General features: G+C 75.6%; 13 protein-coding genes. 5 read left to right on the top strand and 8 right to left on the bottom strand.

Annotated features, from left to right (window positions below):
- Window positions 1-64: 64 nt before the first annotated feature.
- On the top strand, window positions 65-802 hold the full coding sequence (locus tag ACEQ2X_RS22650; RefSeq protein WP_370328157.1) for an SDR family NAD(P)-dependent oxidoreductase: 738 nt from the start codon (window positions 65-67) through the stop codon (window positions 800-802).
- Complete coding sequence (locus ACEQ2X_RS22645) at window positions 792-2,327, top strand: adenylate/guanylate cyclase domain-containing protein (RefSeq protein WP_370328156.1); 1,536 nt, start codon at window positions 792-794, stop codon at window positions 2,325-2,327. The genes ACEQ2X_RS22650 and ACEQ2X_RS22645 overlap by 11 nt, the downstream gene beginning before the upstream one ends.
- Window positions 2,328-2,338: 11 nt before the next feature.
- Here the strand turns inward: ACEQ2X_RS22645 and ACEQ2X_RS22640 are convergent, their stop codons facing one another.
- On the bottom strand, window positions 2,339-4,390 hold the full coding sequence (locus ACEQ2X_RS22640; protein ID WP_370328155.1) for a PQQ-dependent sugar dehydrogenase: 2,052 nt from the start codon (window positions 4,388-4,390) through the stop codon (window positions 2,339-2,341).
- A 1-nt stretch (window position 4,391) separates the two neighbouring features.
- A complete protein-coding gene (locus ACEQ2X_RS22635) occupies window positions 4,392-5,642 on the bottom strand; it encodes a sorbosone dehydrogenase family protein (protein WP_370328154.1) in 1,251 nt (416 codons plus the stop codon).
- A 38-nt stretch (window positions 5,643-5,680) separates the two neighbouring features.
- Between ACEQ2X_RS22635 and ACEQ2X_RS22630 the strand changes: the two genes are divergently transcribed.
- Window positions 5,681-6,295: a 2,3-diphosphoglycerate-dependent phosphoglycerate mutase gene (locus ACEQ2X_RS22630; protein WP_370328153.1), complete on the top strand. Its 615-nt coding sequence runs from the start codon at window positions 5,681-5,683 to the stop codon at window positions 6,293-6,295.
- Between the two features lie 15 nt (window positions 6,296-6,310).
- On the opposite strand, the gene ACEQ2X_RS22625 is transcribed toward ACEQ2X_RS22630, so the two are convergent.
- A complete protein-coding gene (locus ACEQ2X_RS22625) occupies window positions 6,311-6,577 on the bottom strand; it encodes a hypothetical protein (protein ID WP_370328152.1) in 267 nt (88 codons plus the stop codon).
- An 89-nt stretch (window positions 6,578-6,666) separates the two neighbouring features.
- Between ACEQ2X_RS22625 and ACEQ2X_RS22620 the strand changes: the two genes are divergently transcribed.
- Window positions 6,667-8,136 (top strand): leucyl aminopeptidase, encoded by a 1,470-nt coding sequence (locus ACEQ2X_RS22620; RefSeq protein WP_370328151.1) that lies wholly within the window; start codon window positions 6,667-6,669, stop codon window positions 8,134-8,136.
- Between the two features lie 21 nt (window positions 8,137-8,157).
- Here the strand turns inward: ACEQ2X_RS22620 and gcvP are convergent, their stop codons facing one another.
- On the bottom strand, window positions 8,158-11,067 hold the full coding sequence (gene gcvP, locus ACEQ2X_RS22615; protein WP_370328150.1) for an aminomethyl-transferring glycine dehydrogenase: 2,910 nt from the start codon (window positions 11,065-11,067) through the stop codon (window positions 8,158-8,160).
- Here gcvP and ACEQ2X_RS22610 point away from each other — a divergent pair.
- Entirely contained in the window at window positions 11,066-11,620 is a 555-nt protein-coding gene (locus tag ACEQ2X_RS22610) for an O-acetyl-ADP-ribose deacetylase (RefSeq protein ID WP_370328149.1), read from the top strand. The two genes, gcvP and ACEQ2X_RS22610, sit on opposite strands and share 2 nt — an antisense overlap.
- Here the strand turns inward: ACEQ2X_RS22610 and ACEQ2X_RS22605 are convergent.
- The 4 genes from ACEQ2X_RS22605 to ACEQ2X_RS22590 form a co-directional block, all read right to left on the bottom strand.
- Window positions 11,610-12,440 carry an Fpg/Nei family DNA glycosylase gene (locus ACEQ2X_RS22605; protein WP_370328148.1) on the bottom strand — a complete coding sequence of 277 codons (831 nt, stop codon included), beginning with the start codon at window positions 12,438-12,440 and terminating at the stop codon, window positions 11,610-11,612. The genes ACEQ2X_RS22610 and ACEQ2X_RS22605 overlap by 11 nt on opposite strands.
- A gap of 115 nt (window positions 12,441-12,555) precedes the next feature.
- Window positions 12,556-13,512 carry an NAD-dependent epimerase/dehydratase family protein gene (locus ACEQ2X_RS22600; RefSeq protein ID WP_370328147.1) on the bottom strand — a complete coding sequence of 319 codons (957 nt, stop codon included), beginning with the start codon at window positions 13,510-13,512 and terminating at the stop codon, window positions 12,556-12,558.
- Between the two features lie 34 nt (window positions 13,513-13,546).
- Window positions 13,547-14,212 carry a LuxR C-terminal-related transcriptional regulator gene (locus ACEQ2X_RS22595; protein WP_370328146.1) on the bottom strand — a complete coding sequence of 222 codons (666 nt, stop codon included), beginning with the start codon at window positions 14,210-14,212 and terminating at the stop codon, window positions 13,547-13,549.
- Window positions 14,209-14,701 (bottom strand): ATP-binding protein (locus tag ACEQ2X_RS22590; protein ID WP_370328145.1); only part of this gene is annotated, 493 nt, incomplete at its 5' end. The genes ACEQ2X_RS22595 and ACEQ2X_RS22590, both read right to left, overlap by 4 nt.

Below are 14,701 nucleotides of genomic sequence, written 5' to 3'. Positions count from 1 at the left end.
GCCATCCAGGCGGGCGTACCGACACACCGGGGGGCCACCTCCAGGCCCTCTAGGCTCCGGGGTGATGAGCGACACGGTGGTGTGGATCACGGGCGCGTCCTCGGGGATCGGCGCGGCGCTGGCCGCGAGCGTGCCGTGGGAGGGGGCGACCACCGTCGACGTGTCCCGCTCCGGCGGGACGCCGGGCGCGGTCCACGTCGCCGCCGACCTCTCCGACCCCGCGAGCTGGTCCCGCGTCGTCCGCCACGTCACCGCCACGCTGGCCGACCGACGGCCGACGCGGGCGGTGCTCGTCCACAACGCCGCGACGCTCGACCCGATGGGTCCCGCCCACGCCGTCGACCCCGACGGCTACCAGCGGGCGGTGCTGCTCGACAGCGCCGCCCCGCAGGTGCTGGGCGCCGGCTTCCTCGCCGCGGTGGCCGGCGCCCGGTCGGTCACCGAGGCCGTGCTGGTCGTGCTGACCAGCGGCGCCGCCTCCTCGGTGTACGAGGGGTGGAGCGCCTACGGGGCGGGCAAGGCCGCCGTCGACCAGTGGGTGCGGACCGTCGGGGCCGAGCAGCGCCGCCAGGAGCGCCCGGTCCGGGTGGTCGCCGTCGCCCCCGGCGTGGTGGACACGGCGATGCAGACCGCCATCCGGCGCACCGGTGACGCGGACTTCCCCGCCGTCGAGCGGTTCCGCCGCCTGCACGCCGATGGCCAGCTCACCAGCCCCGAGGACGCCGCGGCCGGCATCTGGGCGGTCGTGCAGCAACCCGACCTCGACACCGGGTCGGTCGTGGACCTGCGGGGTGGGCGATGAGAGCCACCGCCACCGCACCGCCCGCCAGGTGGCCGTGACCGACGAGCGCCGCGGCCGGCACCTGATCCGTCGCTCGATCGCCGTCGGCGGCGTGGTCGTCGCGTTCACCAACGCCGTGGCGGTCGTGGTCGTCGTGACCCTGCTCGTGGTGGTGCTGCCGACACCGGACGAGGCCGACGACCTCGTCGTCGAGAACCTCGTGATGGCGGCGGTCTACGGCGGCGTGGCCCTGGTCGTCGGGCTCATCAGCGGACGCCGCCGAGCCCGTCGGCGACTCGAGTGGCTCCGCGACGGCCGCGGCCCGACGGCCGCCGAGCGCCGCGGCACGATCGGCATCCCCTTCGCGACCGCGCGCCTCCAGATGGGCCTGTGGCTGGTCGCCACCGCAGCCTTCGGGCTGGTCGATGGGCTGCACTCGGCCCTGCTCGGCGTCGAGGTCGGCGTCACGGTGCTCATCGGCGGGCTGGTGGCCAGCGCGTCGACCTACCTGCTGGTGGAGCGGGTGAACCGCCCGCTGGTCGCCCGGGCCCTGGTCGATGCGCCCCTCCACCAGCAGCGCGGCACGGGGGTGGCGTGGCGGACGATCGTGTCGTGGCTGCTCGGCACCGCCTTGCCGGTCGTCGGGGTGGTGCTGCTCAACGGACTCGCCCTCGGGATCGACATCCCCCGCAGCGAGCTCGCGATCGCGACGTTCGTCCTCGGCCTGGTCGCCGTCGTCGGCGGCCTGATCATCATGGTGTTCGCCGCCCGGTCGATCGCCGATCCGCTGAAGGAGCTGCGCGGCGCGGTCGTCGACCTGGCCGAGGGTCGCTCGGACGTCGCGGTCCCGGTCAGCGACGCCGGCGAGGTGGGGATCCTGCAGACGGCGTTCAACCAGATGTCCGCCGGCCTGGCCGAGCGCGACCGGTTGCGCGACCTGTTCGGCCGCCACGTCGGCGAGGAGGTCGCTCGGCGCGCGCTCGACGAGGGCGTGGCGCTCGGCGGCGAGGTCCGCGACGTCGCCGTCCTGTTCGTCGACGTGACCGGGTCGACGGGGCTGGCGGAGCGGTCGGACCCGACCACGGTCGTCGAGCGGCTCAACCACCTGTTCGGGATCGTGCTCGACGTCGTGGAGGACGCCGACGGGACCGTCACGGCGTTCGAGGGCGACGCGGCGGTCTGCGTCTGGGGGGCGCCGGCGGCCCACCCCTCCCCCGCCACGGGCGCGCTGTCCGCCGCCCGCGCCATGGCCGCCCGCCTCGCCGAGGACGACGGCGCCCTGCCGGCGGGGATCGGCGTGGCCGCCGGCCCGGTCGTGGCGGGCAACATCGGCGCGCACCAGCGCGTGGAGTACACCGTGATCGGCGACGCGGTGAACACCGCCGCGCGGCTGAGCGACCTGGCGAAGGACCGGCCCGGCCGGGTCGTCGCCGACCGGGCGGTGGTGGAGGCGGCGGACGACGACGAGGCGCGCTGCTGGACCGCCGCGGGCGAGGAGGTCCTCGCCGGCCGCCGGACCGCGACGGCGCTGGCCGTCCCGGCGTGAGGCCCCGCCGGTCAGGCGGGCACGACCTTCAGCACCTGGCCCTCGAGGCTCATGACGTAGACCTCGCCCTCGCCGTCCACCCCGAAGCCCACGGGTGAGGGGACCGACACGCCGAGGTCGGCGGCCTGGGTGACCTGGCCGCCCTCGACCACGATCGCCCGGACCGAGGAACGGCACAGGTCGGAGTAGAGGTACGCGCCGTCCAACCCCTCGATCGCCTGCCCGCGGTACACCACGCCGCCGGTGATGGAGCAGCTGCCGTCGCGGTGGAGCTCCTCGTGGACCGGCCCGACGTGGTCTCCCAGGTCGCCGCCGGCGAAGGGTCGGGAGCCCTCGAAGATCGGCCAGCCCATGTTCGCGCCGGCCGCGCCGGGGATGTCGAGGACGTCGATCTCCTCGACCGCGCCCTGGCCGACGTCGGCGATGTACAGCAGCTCGGTCTCGGGGTCGAAGCTGAACCGGAACGGGTTGCGCAGCCCGTAGGTGTAGAGCTCGGGCGCCCCGCCGCCCTGGGTGAAGGGGTTGTCGGCCGGGATGGCGTAGCGCTGGCCACCGCCGGGCTGGAGGTCCCGCACGTCGATGCGGACCAGCCCGCCGAGGAGGGTCGAGGTGTCCTGGCCGTTGCCGTAGGTGTCGCCGCTGCCGCCGCCGTCGCCGAGGGCCCACCACAGGTTGTCGTCCGGCCCCCACACGAGGTCGCCGCCGTTGTGGTTCGATGCGGGCTGGTCGACGCGCAGCACCGGGGTCCGCGACGCGGCGTCCACCCCGTCGGCGGTCAGGGCGAACAGGTCGATCACCGTGTCGCCGGCGTCGTCGGTGGAGGACGTGAACAGGCGCGTGCCGGCCGGGTCGAAGGCCATGCCGAGCAGGCCGCGCTCACCGCCGGTGGAGACGGTGTCGGTGAGGTCGAGGACCGTGCGGACGCCGGTGGGGCCGATCGCCTGGACGCGGCCGCCGAGCTCGGCGACCCACAGCTCGCCGGTGTCGGGTCGGGCCTTGAGCATCACCGGCGAGTCGAGCGACACGACGGGCTGCAACCCGACGGCGACCGACCCGAGGTCGGTGGGGGGTGGGGAGTCGTCGGGGCCGACGACCAGCACCTCGGCCGGGGGGCGGGCGTCGAGGTGGGCCCGGGTGGCCGGGGTGGGCTGGTCCTCGGCGGTGTACAGGACCGGCGCGCCGCGCTGGGCGGCCAGCGGGGCGACGGCGAACAGGTAGGTCCAGTCCGCGGCGCCGTAGCCGTCGGCCAGGACGACGACGTCGGACCGGTCCCCTCCCCAGAGGTCCTCGGCGATGGCGACGGCGGTGGCGTCGCGGGCGGCACCGGCCACCCGGCGGACCTCGGCGTGGGTCGCCGCCGCGTCGGCCACCGCGGCCGAGAGGGCCGCCTCGCCGCCGACCAGGACGATCCGCGCGGGCTGCCAGCGCTCGAGCGCCGCGGCGGTGGGCGCGCTCAGCGCGTCGCCGTCGGTGACCAGCACGCGGCTGGACGTCGCGGCCGCCCACGCCCCGACCGCGCCGGCGTCGGCCCAGTCGTCGGCGCGGGCCAGGACGACGGTGTCGGAGGGGTTCCCGATCGCGTCGCCGAGGGCCACGGCGGTCTCGAGGCGGGTGGGGCCGGCCAGCCGCTCGACGCACCAGGGACCCTCCGCGAGGGCGTCCTCGGCCTGCTGGCTGACCGCGTCCACGCCTCCGACGACGTAGACGGTCGGGCCGTCGCCCCCCGGGCACGTGCCGGGCGCCATGGTCCGCTCCAGCTCCGCCGCGACCTCCGGGCGCAGGGCTGCGCCGGGCCCCCCGTCGGTCAGCAGCAGCGCGCCGTCACGTCCAGCCAGGGCGGTGGCGGCGAGGGTGTCCGGGAAGGCGTCGGCCCGTCCGACGACGGCTACGGGACTGGATCCGCCGTCGGGGTCCCTGGCCTGGTTGATCGCGACGGCTGCGGCGACGGGATCCTCGGCGTCGCCGATGCGGGTCGGCTCCTGGGCGGTGGCCGGCGGCGGACCGGCCGTCGCGGTGAGCGCGGCGACGAGGGCCAGCGCGAGCAGCAGGCGGGGTGTGGTCATGTCAGCCTCCGACGATGCGGTGGACGGGTCCCTCGAGGGACAGGACGTACAGCTCGGCGTCGGAGCCCTGCCCGAAGGCGACGGGCGCGTCGACGGCGAGGCCGGTGTCGACGTCGCCTTGGACCTGCCCGTCGGCGGTCAGGTCGAGCGCGAAGATCCGGCCGTCGCAGAAGTCGCTGTAGAGGTAGGCGCCCCGCAGCGCCGGGATCGCCTGCCCGCGGTAGACGTACCCGCCGGTGATCGAGCAGCCGCCCCGGTCGCCGTGGCGGTAGGTGTGCACCGGCGCGACGACCGGGCCCTCGGCGGGCTGGCCGTCGAAGGGCTGGTCGCCCTCGAACCGCGGCCAGCCGTAGTTGAGGCCCGGCTCGTCGGCGGGGACGGCGTCGATCTCCTCCACCTCGTCCTGGCCGACGTCGGCGACCCACAGCCGGCCGGTCTCGGCGTCGAAGGAGAACCGCCACGGGTTCCGCAGCCCGTAGGCCCACACCTCCGGCGCACCCTCGCCGCCGTCGGCCCACGGGTTGTCCGGCGGGATCGCGTACGGGCGGCCGCCGGGGCCGGTCCCCTCGGGGTCGATGCGGAGCAGGGTCCCGAGGAGGGTGTCGGGGCGCTGGCCGTTGCCGAACCGGTCGGCGGGGGCGCCGCCGTCGCCGAGGGCGAGCCACAGGTGGCCGTCGGGCCCGATGTGGAGGACGCCGCCGTTGTGGTTCGCCGCCGGCTGGGGGACCTCCAGCAGGGTGGTGCGGGTGGCGAGGTCGAGCAGCCCGCCGCTCCCCGGGGCGACGGCGACCGCGTCGAGCCGGGTCGACCCCTCGCGATCGGTGGACGAGAGGTACAGCCGGTCACCGTCGGGCGACCAGGCCAGGCCCAGCAGGCCGCGCTCGCCGTCCGTCGTCGTGTCCTCGCGGAGGTCGATGACCGGCTCGCCGACGTCGCCGTCGCGGGTGACGGGTCGGACGGTGCCGGCCCGCTCGGCGATGTACAGCGCGTCGTCGCCCGGCCGGACCGCCAGCGCGGTGGGGGCGTCCAGGTCGGCGACGAGCTCGAGGCCCAGCACCGCCGCGGCGGGATCCGGATCCTCGGGCGCGGTCGCCGCGGGGGTGGGTGGCGCGGCGGTCGGTGGCGCTCCGGTCGGTGGCACGGCAGTCGGCGCGGGTTCCGCGGTCACCGGAGCCGGCGGCGCGCCGTCGGCGCTGCACCCGGCGAGGAGCGCGACGGACACCGCCAGGGCGCCCACCGTGGTCCGTCGCACGTGAAGAACCCTAGGCGGGCACGGTAGCGTGCGCCGCCATGGGCACACTCATCCTCATCCGCCACGGCCAGTCGGTCTGGAACGCCGAGAACCGCTTCACCGGCTGGGTGAACGTCCCCCTCAGCGAGCAGGGCATCACCGAGGCGAAGGACGCAGGGGCACGGCTGGCCGCGGAGGGCATCACCGTCGACATCGCCTTCACCTCCGAGCTGCAGCGGGCCATCAACACCGGCCGCTTCGTCCTCGAGGCCCTGGGCCAGGGCGACCTGACCCAGATCGAGGCGTGGCAGCTCAACGAGCGGTTCTACGGCGCGCTGACCGGCCGGGACAAGGACCAGACCCGCGAGGAGTTCGGGGAGGAGCAGGTGCACATCTGGCGCCGCTCCTACGACATCCCGCCCCCGGCCGGCGAGAGCCTCGCCGACACCTCGAGGCGGACCATCCCCTACTTCACCGAGACGATCATCCCGGCGACGGAGGCGCACGACGTGGTGATGGTCGCCGCGCACGGCAACTCGCTGCGGGCGATCCTGAAGGTCCTCGACGACGTGAGCGACGAGGAGATCCCCGGCATCGAGATCGCCACCGGCGTGCCGTACGTCTACGAGGTGGCCGACGGCCGGGCCGTCGACAAGCGCATCCTGACGGGGTGAGCGGACCCCTGACCCTCACCCGCGGTGGGCCCGCACGTGGCGGTGGCCGCAGGACAGGCAGGTGTGCCCCAACCCGCCCTCCCCCCGGCTGAGCAGCGCGCCCCGCGCCCGGCACTCCGGGCACGGCGCCGCGGAGGTCCACAGCGCCGTCCCGCCGGCCACCCCGTCGTAGTCCGCCGACCGCGCCGCACGGCGGCGGAGGTCCCGCCGCAGGTGGGCCACCCACGACCCTACGAGCAGACCGCCCCCCACGACCGCCACCACGACCACGCCCACGTCCACGCGGACGAGCGTAGGGTCGCAGGTCCCGAGGGGCGCACCCGCACCGCACCACCCCCGCACCACGCACCGACCGAGGGACCCCAGACACGATGATCACGATCCACGCGGCCTCCGCCGACCTCGCCGACCTCGACGTCGACGTCGTCGCCGTCGGGGTGTTCAAGGGCGGCATCGAGGGCCCCGGCACCGCGCAGGTCCTCGCCGCCCTCGGCCTCGACGACTTCCCGATCACGCCCGGCTTCCGCGGCGACGTCGGCCAGACCCTCCGCCTGGCCGCTCCCGGCCAGCCGTTCGGGTCGGTGCTGCTCGTCGGGCTGGGGCGGATGGACGGCGTGTCACCGGCGTCGCTGCGCCGCGCCGCGGGCGACGTCGCCCGGGCGGTCCCGAAGGCGCGTCGGATCGCCACGACCCTGGCCGAGGTCCACCCCACGCGCGCCGCGATCGAGGCCGTGGCCGACGGCCTCGCGCTCGGCTCCCACGTCGCCCAGCGGTTCCGGTCCGCCCCGGAGGAGGTCGGCGAGCGGGAGGCCACCCTGCTGCTCCCCTCCTCCCCCCTCGGCGACGCGGAGGAGGCGATCCGCCGCAGCCGCACCACCTGCGCGGCGGTGGCCTTCGCGCGCGACCTGGTCAACACCCCGCCGGGTCAGGCGCGGCCGGCCGAGATCGCCGAGGCGGTCACCGACCACCTGCCCGCCGAGGTGCGGGTCACCGTCCACGACGAGGCGTGGCTGGCCGAGCACGGCTGCGGCGGGCTGCTCGGCGTCGGCCGCGGGTCGGCGGCGCCGCCCCGGCTGGTGGAGCGGACCTACGAGCCCGAGAACCCCCTCGCCCACGTCGTGCTGGTCGGCAAGGGGATCACGTTCGACACCGGCGGGCTGAACCTGAAGCCCGGCACCTCGATGATGACGATGAAGTGCGACATGGGCGGCGCCGCCGCCGTCGCCGGCGCGCTCGCGGCCATCGGTGAGCTGGGCTGCCGCGCCAAGGTGACCGGGTTGCTGGCGCTGGCCGAGAACGCCATCGGCGGCGACGCCCAGCGACCGAGCGACGTGCTCACCACCTTCGACGGCACCACCGTCGAGGTGGTCAACACGGACGCCGAGGGACGGCTGGTGATGGCCGACGCGCTCGGCTACGGCCGGTCCCTCGGCGCCGACGTGCTGGTCGACGTGGCGACGCTGACCGGCGCGGCCGTCGTCGCCCTCGGCCCCTGGACCGCGGCGCTGATGGCCAACGACGACGGGCTGGCGCGCGACGTCGCCGACGCGGCCGCCGACGCCGGCGAGGACGTGTGGCGGCTGCCGCTGCCCGTCGAGCTGGACGCCTGGCTCGAGTCCCCCGTCGCCGACATCGACAACCTCGGCCGGGACAAGGGGGCCGGGGCGCTGCTCGCCGGCCTGTTCCTGCAGCGCTTCGTCGGCGACGTCCCGTGGGCGCACCTCGACATCGCCGGCCCGGCCTTCCTTGGCGCCCAGGACGTGCGGGGCCACCAGCCAGAGGGCGGCACCGGGTTCGGGGTCACGACGTTGGTGTCGTTCCTCCAGCGACAGAGCGGGTGAGGGCAGGGGGGCTGACGGGCGTCAGGCGTAGTCCTCGATCGGCGGGCAGGCGCAGACGAGGTTCTTGTCGCCGTAGGCGTTGTCGATCCGGCTGACAGGCGGCCAGTACTTCGCCGCCGCCTGTGAGGGCCCGGCGGGCAGCCCGGCCTGCTCGCGGCTGTAGGGCCGGTCCCACTCGCCGACCAGGACGTCGGCGGCGGTGAACGGCGCAGCGGCCAGCACCGAGTCCTCGTAGGCGACCTCGCCCCGCTCGATCGCGGCGATCTCCTCGCGGATCGCGAGCATCGCGTCGACGAAGCGGTCGAGCTCGGCCTTCGGCTCGGACTCCGTCGGCTCGACCATCAGCGTCCCGGCGACCGGGAAGCTCATCGTCGGCGCGTGGAAGCCGTGGTCGATCAGCCGCTTGGCGATGTCCTCGCCTGTCACGCCGGTCGACTTGGTCAGCGGCCGGACGTCGACGATGCACTCGTGGGCGACGGTCCCCGCCGCCCCGGTGTAGAGCACCGGGTAGGCCTCGGCCAGCCGGGTCGCCAGGTAGTTGGCGCTGAGGATCGCGGTGCGGGTGGCCTCGGTCAGCCCCTCGGCGCCCATCAGCCGGATGTACGCCCACGGGATCCCGAGGATGCCGGCAGACCCGTGCGGCGCGGCGCTGACCGGACCCGTCCGGCCCGCCCCGGGCAGGTACGGCGCCAGGTGGGCACGGCACGCGACGGGGCCGACGCCGGGGCCTCCGCCGCCGTGGGGGATGCAGAAGGTCTTGTGGAGGTTCAGGTGGCTGACGTCGGCGCCGAACCGCCCTGGCTGGGCCAGGCCGACGAGGGCGTTCAGGTTCGCGCCGTCCAGGTACACCTGCCCGCCGTGGTCGTGGACGATCGCGCACAGGTCGCGGACGCCGGTCTCGAACACCCCGTGGGTGGAGGGGTACGTGATCATCGCCGCCGCCAGGTCCTCGGCGTGCGCGGCGGCCTTCTCGGCCAGGTCGTCGAGGTCGACGTTGCCGTCCTCGTCGCAGGCGACGACCACCACCTGCATGCCGGCCATGACCGCGCTGGCCGCGTTCGTGCCGTGCGCGGAGCTCGGGATCAGGCACACCGTCCGCCCGCTGTCACCCCGGCCGGCGTGGTAGCCGCGGATGGCCAGCAGACCCGCGAGCTCGCCCTGCGCGCCGGAGTTCGGCTGCAGGCTGACCGCGTCGTACCCGGTGATGTCGACCAGCCAGCGCTCGAGGTCGCTGATGAGCTGGCGGCTGCCCGCGGTGGTGTCGTCGGGGGCGAAGGGGTGGACGTCGGTGAACGCCGGCCAGCTGATCGACTCCATCTCCGCTGCTGCGTTCAGCTTCATCGTGCAGCTGCCCAGCGGGATCATGGTCCGGTCGAGCGCCAGGTCGGCGTCGGCGAGGCGACGCAGGTACCGCATCATCGCCGTCTCGGACCGGTGGACGTGGAACGTCGGGTGGGTCAGGAACGCGCTGGTCCGGCGCATGTGGCCGGCCAGCTCGGGGGCGTGCTCGCCGACCCCGTCGACCGGCTCGACGCCGAGGGCCCGGCAGACCGCCGCGACGGTGTCGACCGTCGAGGTCTCGTCCAGGGAGATGCCGACGTGGTCGTCGTCGGTGCGCCGGAGCGCCAGCCCCTCGGCGCGGGCCGCGGCGAGGACCTCGTCGGCCCGCCCCTCCACCGCCACGGTGAGGGTGTCGAAGAACTCCGCGGTCACCACGGTCAGGTCGCCCGCCACGAGGCTGTCGAACAGCCCGGCGGTCAGGCGGCGGACCCGCTGGGCGATCGCCGTCAGGCCGTCCGGCCCGTGGTAGGCGGCGTAGAACCCGGCGGCGTTGGCGAGCAGCACCTGGGCGGTGCAGATGTTGGAGGTCGCCCGCTCGCGACGGATGTGCTGCTCGCGGGTCTGCAGGGCCAACCGGTAGGCCGTGCGGCCGTGGCGGTCGACGCTGACGCCGACCAGGCGGCCGGGCAGGGTCCGCTTGTGGTCCTCCGACGTCGCCAGGTAGCCGGCGTGGGGGCCGCCGTACCACAGCGGCACGCCGAAGCGCTGGCTCGACCCGACCGCGATGTCCGCGCCGAGGTCGCCGGGCGCCGCCAGGAGGGTCAGCGCGAGCAGGTCGGCCGCGACCACGGCCATGCCGCCGACCGCGTGGATCCCCTCGATCACGGGCTGCAGGTCGCGCACCTCGCCGGAGGAGCCGGGGTACTGGACCAGCACGCCGAACGCCGCCGGCAGACCGCCCCCGGCCGCCCCGCCGGCCACGAGGCGCCAGGGGTCCACCACGTCGACCTCGATGCCGAGCGGCTCGGCACGGGTCCGCAGCACCGCGAGGGTCTGGGGGTGGACGTCGGCGTCGACCAGGAAGACGTCGGGGGCGTCGCGGACCGCCCGCCGGGTCATCGTCATCGCCTCGGCGGCGGCCGTGCCCTCGTCCAGCAGGCTCGCGTTGGCGAGCGGCAGGCCCGTCAGGTCGGCCACCATCGTCTGGTAGTTGAGCAGGGCCTCGAGGCGGCCCTGGCTGATCTCGGGCTGGTAGGGCGTGTAGGCGGTGTACCAGGCCGGGTCCTCGAGGACGTTGCGGAGGATGACCGGCGGGGTGACCGTGCCGTGGTAGCCCTGCCCGATGAGGCTGGTGAGGGGCTGGTTGCGGTCCGCGACCTCCCGGAGGGCCGCGAGGACCTCGTGCTCGGCGTCGGCGCCGTCGTGGCCGCGCAGCTCGAGCGGGGTGCGCTGGCGGATCGCCTCGGGCACCGTCGCGTCGACCAGCGCGTCGACGCTGTCGTAGCCGATGACATCGAGCATCGCCTCGACGTCGGCGGGCGTCGGCCCGATGTGGCGGGTGGTGAAGGGGTGCGCGCGCACGATGGCGCCCGACACTACCCGGCGCGGGGGGTTCGCCGACGGCCTGGCGGGGGACCGTGGATGCGCCATGGGGACGATCGAGATCATCACCGCCGACATCACCGCCCTGGAGGTCGATGCGATCGTCAACGCGGCCAACAGCTCGCTGCTCGGCGGCGGAGGGGTGGACGGCGCGATCCACGCCGCCGGCGGGCCGGCGATCCTCGCCGAGTGCCGGGAGATCGCGGCGCGCCAGGGCGGCTGCCCGACCGGCCAGGCGGTGGTGACGACCGCCGGCGCCCTGCGGGCCGTCTGCGTGATCCACACCGTCGGCCCGGTCTACGGCCGCGACGGCGCGAGCGCCCCCGACCTGCTCGCCTCCTGCTACCGCAACGCGCTGCTCCAGGCGCGACGGCGGGCCTGCACGTCGGTGGCGTTCCCGTCGATCTCGACCGGGGTGTACGGCTACCCGGTGCCGGAGGCCGCGGCGGTGGCCATGGGGGTGCTCGTGGAGCACCTCCGCACCGGGCAGCTCCCCACGCACGTCGTCATGTGCTGCTTCAGCGACGCCGACCGGGCGACGTACCAGGCCGCCCACGACCGGCTGGTCGACCGCGCCGGCGAGCCGGATCTCATCGCCTGAGCCGCTGGCACCGCGGGCAGGCCCAGACGGTCCGGCTGCGCGGCACCCAGCTGACGATCGGGGTGCCGCAGCGGTGGCAGGGCCGGTCCTCGCGCTTGTAGACGTAGCGCTGCTCGTCACGGCGACGCAGGTCCGAGCGGCGGCGGCGGCCGACGTCCGCCGGCTCGACGGTGACGATGCGCCCCGACCGCTCGCCGCGGGTGAGCAGCGCGACCGCGTCGTCCCAGATCGCCTCGACGGCGTCGGCGTCCACCTCCCGGGCGGGCGTGTCGGGGTCGAGGCCCGCGCGGAACAGCAGCTCGGCGCGGTAGACGTTGCCGATCCCGGCGATGGCCGCCTGGTCGAGCAGGGCCTCGCACACCGGCGCGCTCCGGCGGCGCAGGGCCGCGGCGAACCGGGCGGGGTCGGCGTCGCGCCGGAGCGGGTCGGGCCCCAGCCGCGCGACGACCGCGTCGATCCCCGCCGGGGTGATCACCTCGACGGTGGTCGCGCCGGCCAGGTGGATCGTCGGCCCGCCGTCGACGACCAGGGCCAGGCGGGTGCCGTCGGTCGGCGGCGGCGGGTCCGCGGCGAAGGTGCGGAAGCGGCCGAACAGGCCGAGGTGGACGTGCAGCACGTCCCCGGTCGGGTCGCCGTCGGGGTCGCCCCAGCGGTAGAAGAGGTGCTTGCCCCACGCCTCGATCCCGGTGACCGTGCCGCCGTCGAGCCGGGCCGCCCCGGCGTCGAAGCGGCCCTGCAGCGACCAGGCCCGCACCCGGCGCCCGACCAGCGCGGTCCGCTGCAGGCGGGCGTGGCGGTGGATGGTGTGACCCTCGGGCATGGCGGCCAGGATGCCCGCGTCCGCCGTAGGGCTCCGCGGATGTGCACTTGGCCCACCTGGATGGCTCAAGTCCACATCTTGTGAGCTGGCACGGGCCGTGCGCCCCTCCCCCGGGCTACAGCGCCGTGAGCTCCTCGGCGGAGGGGCCGGCGGCGAGGGACGGCTGGCCGATGGCGACGTCCCACGCGCGGGTGTCCTCGGCGGTGACCGAGACCGGCCGGCGGGTCAGGCCGGCCGCGGGCGCGGCGACCGAGTCCCGCTGGAACAGCGCGTCCTGGCCCCAGGAGGGGTCGAGCACCAGCGGTGGCAGGCTGATCTCCCCCCAGCGGGAGGGGTCGACCCAGCGGACCGGCTCGTCGGTCACGCCGCCGACGCCGTCGAGGACCGCGTCGACCAGGGCCTCCAGGGTCAGCACCTCACCCGTCGCGTCGAACGACCCCCGCGTCCGGTCGGCGACCAGCCGCAGGCAGAACGCGGCGAGGTCGCGCGCGTCGATCACCTGCACCGGCTGGTCGCGGCGGTCGGGCAGCGGCGTCGGCCGGGTGGTCGCCAGGTGCCGCACCCACCAGGTGAACCGGTCGGTGTGGTCGTGCGGGCCGGCGACGATCCCGGGCCGCACGACGGTCAGGCGATCGTCCCAGCGCTGGTGCGCGGCCTCCTCGCAGGCGACCTTGAGCGGGCCGTAGGTCTCCGACGTCACCTCCTCGGTGTCGTGCTCGGCGAGCTGGCGCGGTGCGGACTCCGTCGGGTCGTCGGCCATCGCGGCCGCGTCGTACACCGACACCGTCGACACCAGCAGGTACCAGCCGACGCGGTCGCCGAGGACGTCGTGCAGCGCGGTGACGTGGCGCGGGATGTAGGCGCTGACGTCGATCACCGCGTCGAACGCCTCTCCCCCGAGCGCCCCGAGGTCGTCGGTCGCGCGGTCGATCGTCAGCCGGCCGGCCGCGCCGAAGGTCTCGGTGGTCGTCTCCCCGCGGTTGGCGAGCCACACCTCGTGGCCGTCCGCGACCGCGGCCTCGACCACGTGGCGGCCGACGAACTTGGATCCCCCGACGACGAGCAGGCGCATGCTCCGCACCCTAGACCGGACCGGGACCGCCCCGTCAGGTGATGTTGCGCTCGGCGGCCCAGCGGGACAGCTCGTGGCGGTTGGACAGCTGCAGCTTGCGCAGGACGTTGGAGGCGTGGGTCTCCACCGTCTTGACGCTGATCACGAGGGCCTCGGCGATCTCGGCGTAGGTGTAGCCGCGCGCGAGGTGCTGGAGGACCTCCCGCTCCCGCGGGGTCAGCTGCCCGAGCTCGGCATCGACCTGCACGACCGGGATGGCCGCGAAGGCGTCAAGGACGTAGCCGGCCAGCTGGGGGGAGAAGTAGGCGTCTCCCGCGGCGACGCGGCGCACGGCGGTGACGAGCTCGTCGGCGGCGACGGTCTTGGTGACGTAGCCCCGCGCGCCGGCGCGGATGATCGCGACGACGTCGTCGGCGGAGTCCGACGCGGACAGCGCGAGGAACTCCACGTCGTCCCCGCCGCCGCGGCGGACGCCCTCGATGACCGCGGCCCCTCCCCCGCCGGGCCTGTGGACGTCGAGGCGCACCACGGCCGGTCGGCTGGCGAGGATGCCCTCGACGGCCTCGTCGACCGTGCCGGCCTCGCCGGCGATCCACACCGACCGGGCGATCTCGGCGCGGAGCCCGCTGCGGAAGATCCGGTGGTCGTCGACCACGTAGACCTTCAACCGGACCTCCAACCGCTCGTCCGATGCGCTCATGGCTCCCGGGCACCTCCTGCGTCGTGGGGGATGCTGATGCGGACCTCGGTGCCGCGGCCCGGCTCGGTGGTGATCGTCGCAGACCCGCCGGCGCGCTCCACGCGACCGACGATCGACCCCCTGAGGCCCTGGCGGTCGGCGGGCACCGCGGCCAGGTCGAACCCGGGCCCCCGGTCGCGGACGTAGGCGGTCACCGCGCCGGCCTCGAGCTCGGCGAAGACGTCGACCGACGCCACCTCGGCGTGCGCGGCAGCGTTGGCCATGGCCTCGCGGGCGGCGAGGACCAAGGCGCACAGCCCCTCGGCGTCGTCGGCCGGCAGCGCCCGCCGGGCGGCCTGGCCGACCGCGACGACGCGGACGGCGACGCCGTCGCGCTCCTCCACCTCCTCGGCGTGGGCCTCGAGGGCCGGGCCGAGCCGCCGCGGCGGCCCGGGCTCGGCGCCCTCGTCCGGGGGGGGGGGGCACAGCCACTCGCGCAGCTCGCGCTCC

It is taken from the genome of Euzebya sp. (genome assembly GCF_964222135.1).
Taxonomy (GTDB): domain Bacteria; phylum Actinomycetota; class Nitriliruptoria; order Euzebyales; family Euzebyaceae; genus Euzebya.
This window is presented reverse-complemented; position numbering and strand designations above follow the sequence as displayed.

Coding starts and splice junctions, on each gene's coding strand:
- ACEQ2X_RS22650 (WP_370328157.1), top strand. CDS start 65: ATGAGCGACACGGTGGTGTGGATCACGGGCGCGTCCTCGGGGATCGGC.
- ACEQ2X_RS22640 (WP_370328155.1), bottom strand. CDS start 4,390: ATGACCACACCCCGCCTGCTGCTCGCGCTGGCCCTCGTCGCCGCGCTC.
- ACEQ2X_RS22630 (WP_370328153.1), top strand. CDS start 5,681: ATGGGCACACTCATCCTCATCCGCCACGGCCAGTCGGTCTGGAACGCC.
- ACEQ2X_RS22620 (WP_370328151.1), top strand. CDS start 6,667: ATGATCACGATCCACGCGGCCTCCGCCGACCTCGCCGACCTCGACGTC.
- ACEQ2X_RS22610 (WP_370328149.1), top strand. CDS start 11,066: ATGGGGACGATCGAGATCATCACCGCCGACATCACCGCCCTGGAGGTC.
- gcvP (WP_370328150.1), bottom strand. CDS start 11,067: ATGGCGCATCCACGGTCCCCCGCCAGGCCGTCGGCGAACCCCCCGCGC.
- ACEQ2X_RS22605 (WP_370328148.1), bottom strand. CDS start 12,440: ATGCCCGAGGGTCACACCATCCACCGCCACGCCCGCCTGCAGCGGACC.
- ACEQ2X_RS22600 (WP_370328147.1), bottom strand. CDS start 13,512: ATGCGCCTGCTCGTCGTCGGGGGATCCAAGTTCGTCGGCCGCCACGTG.
- ACEQ2X_RS22595 (WP_370328146.1), bottom strand. CDS start 14,212: ATGAGCGCATCGGACGAGCGGTTGGAGGTCCGGTTGAAGGTCTACGTG.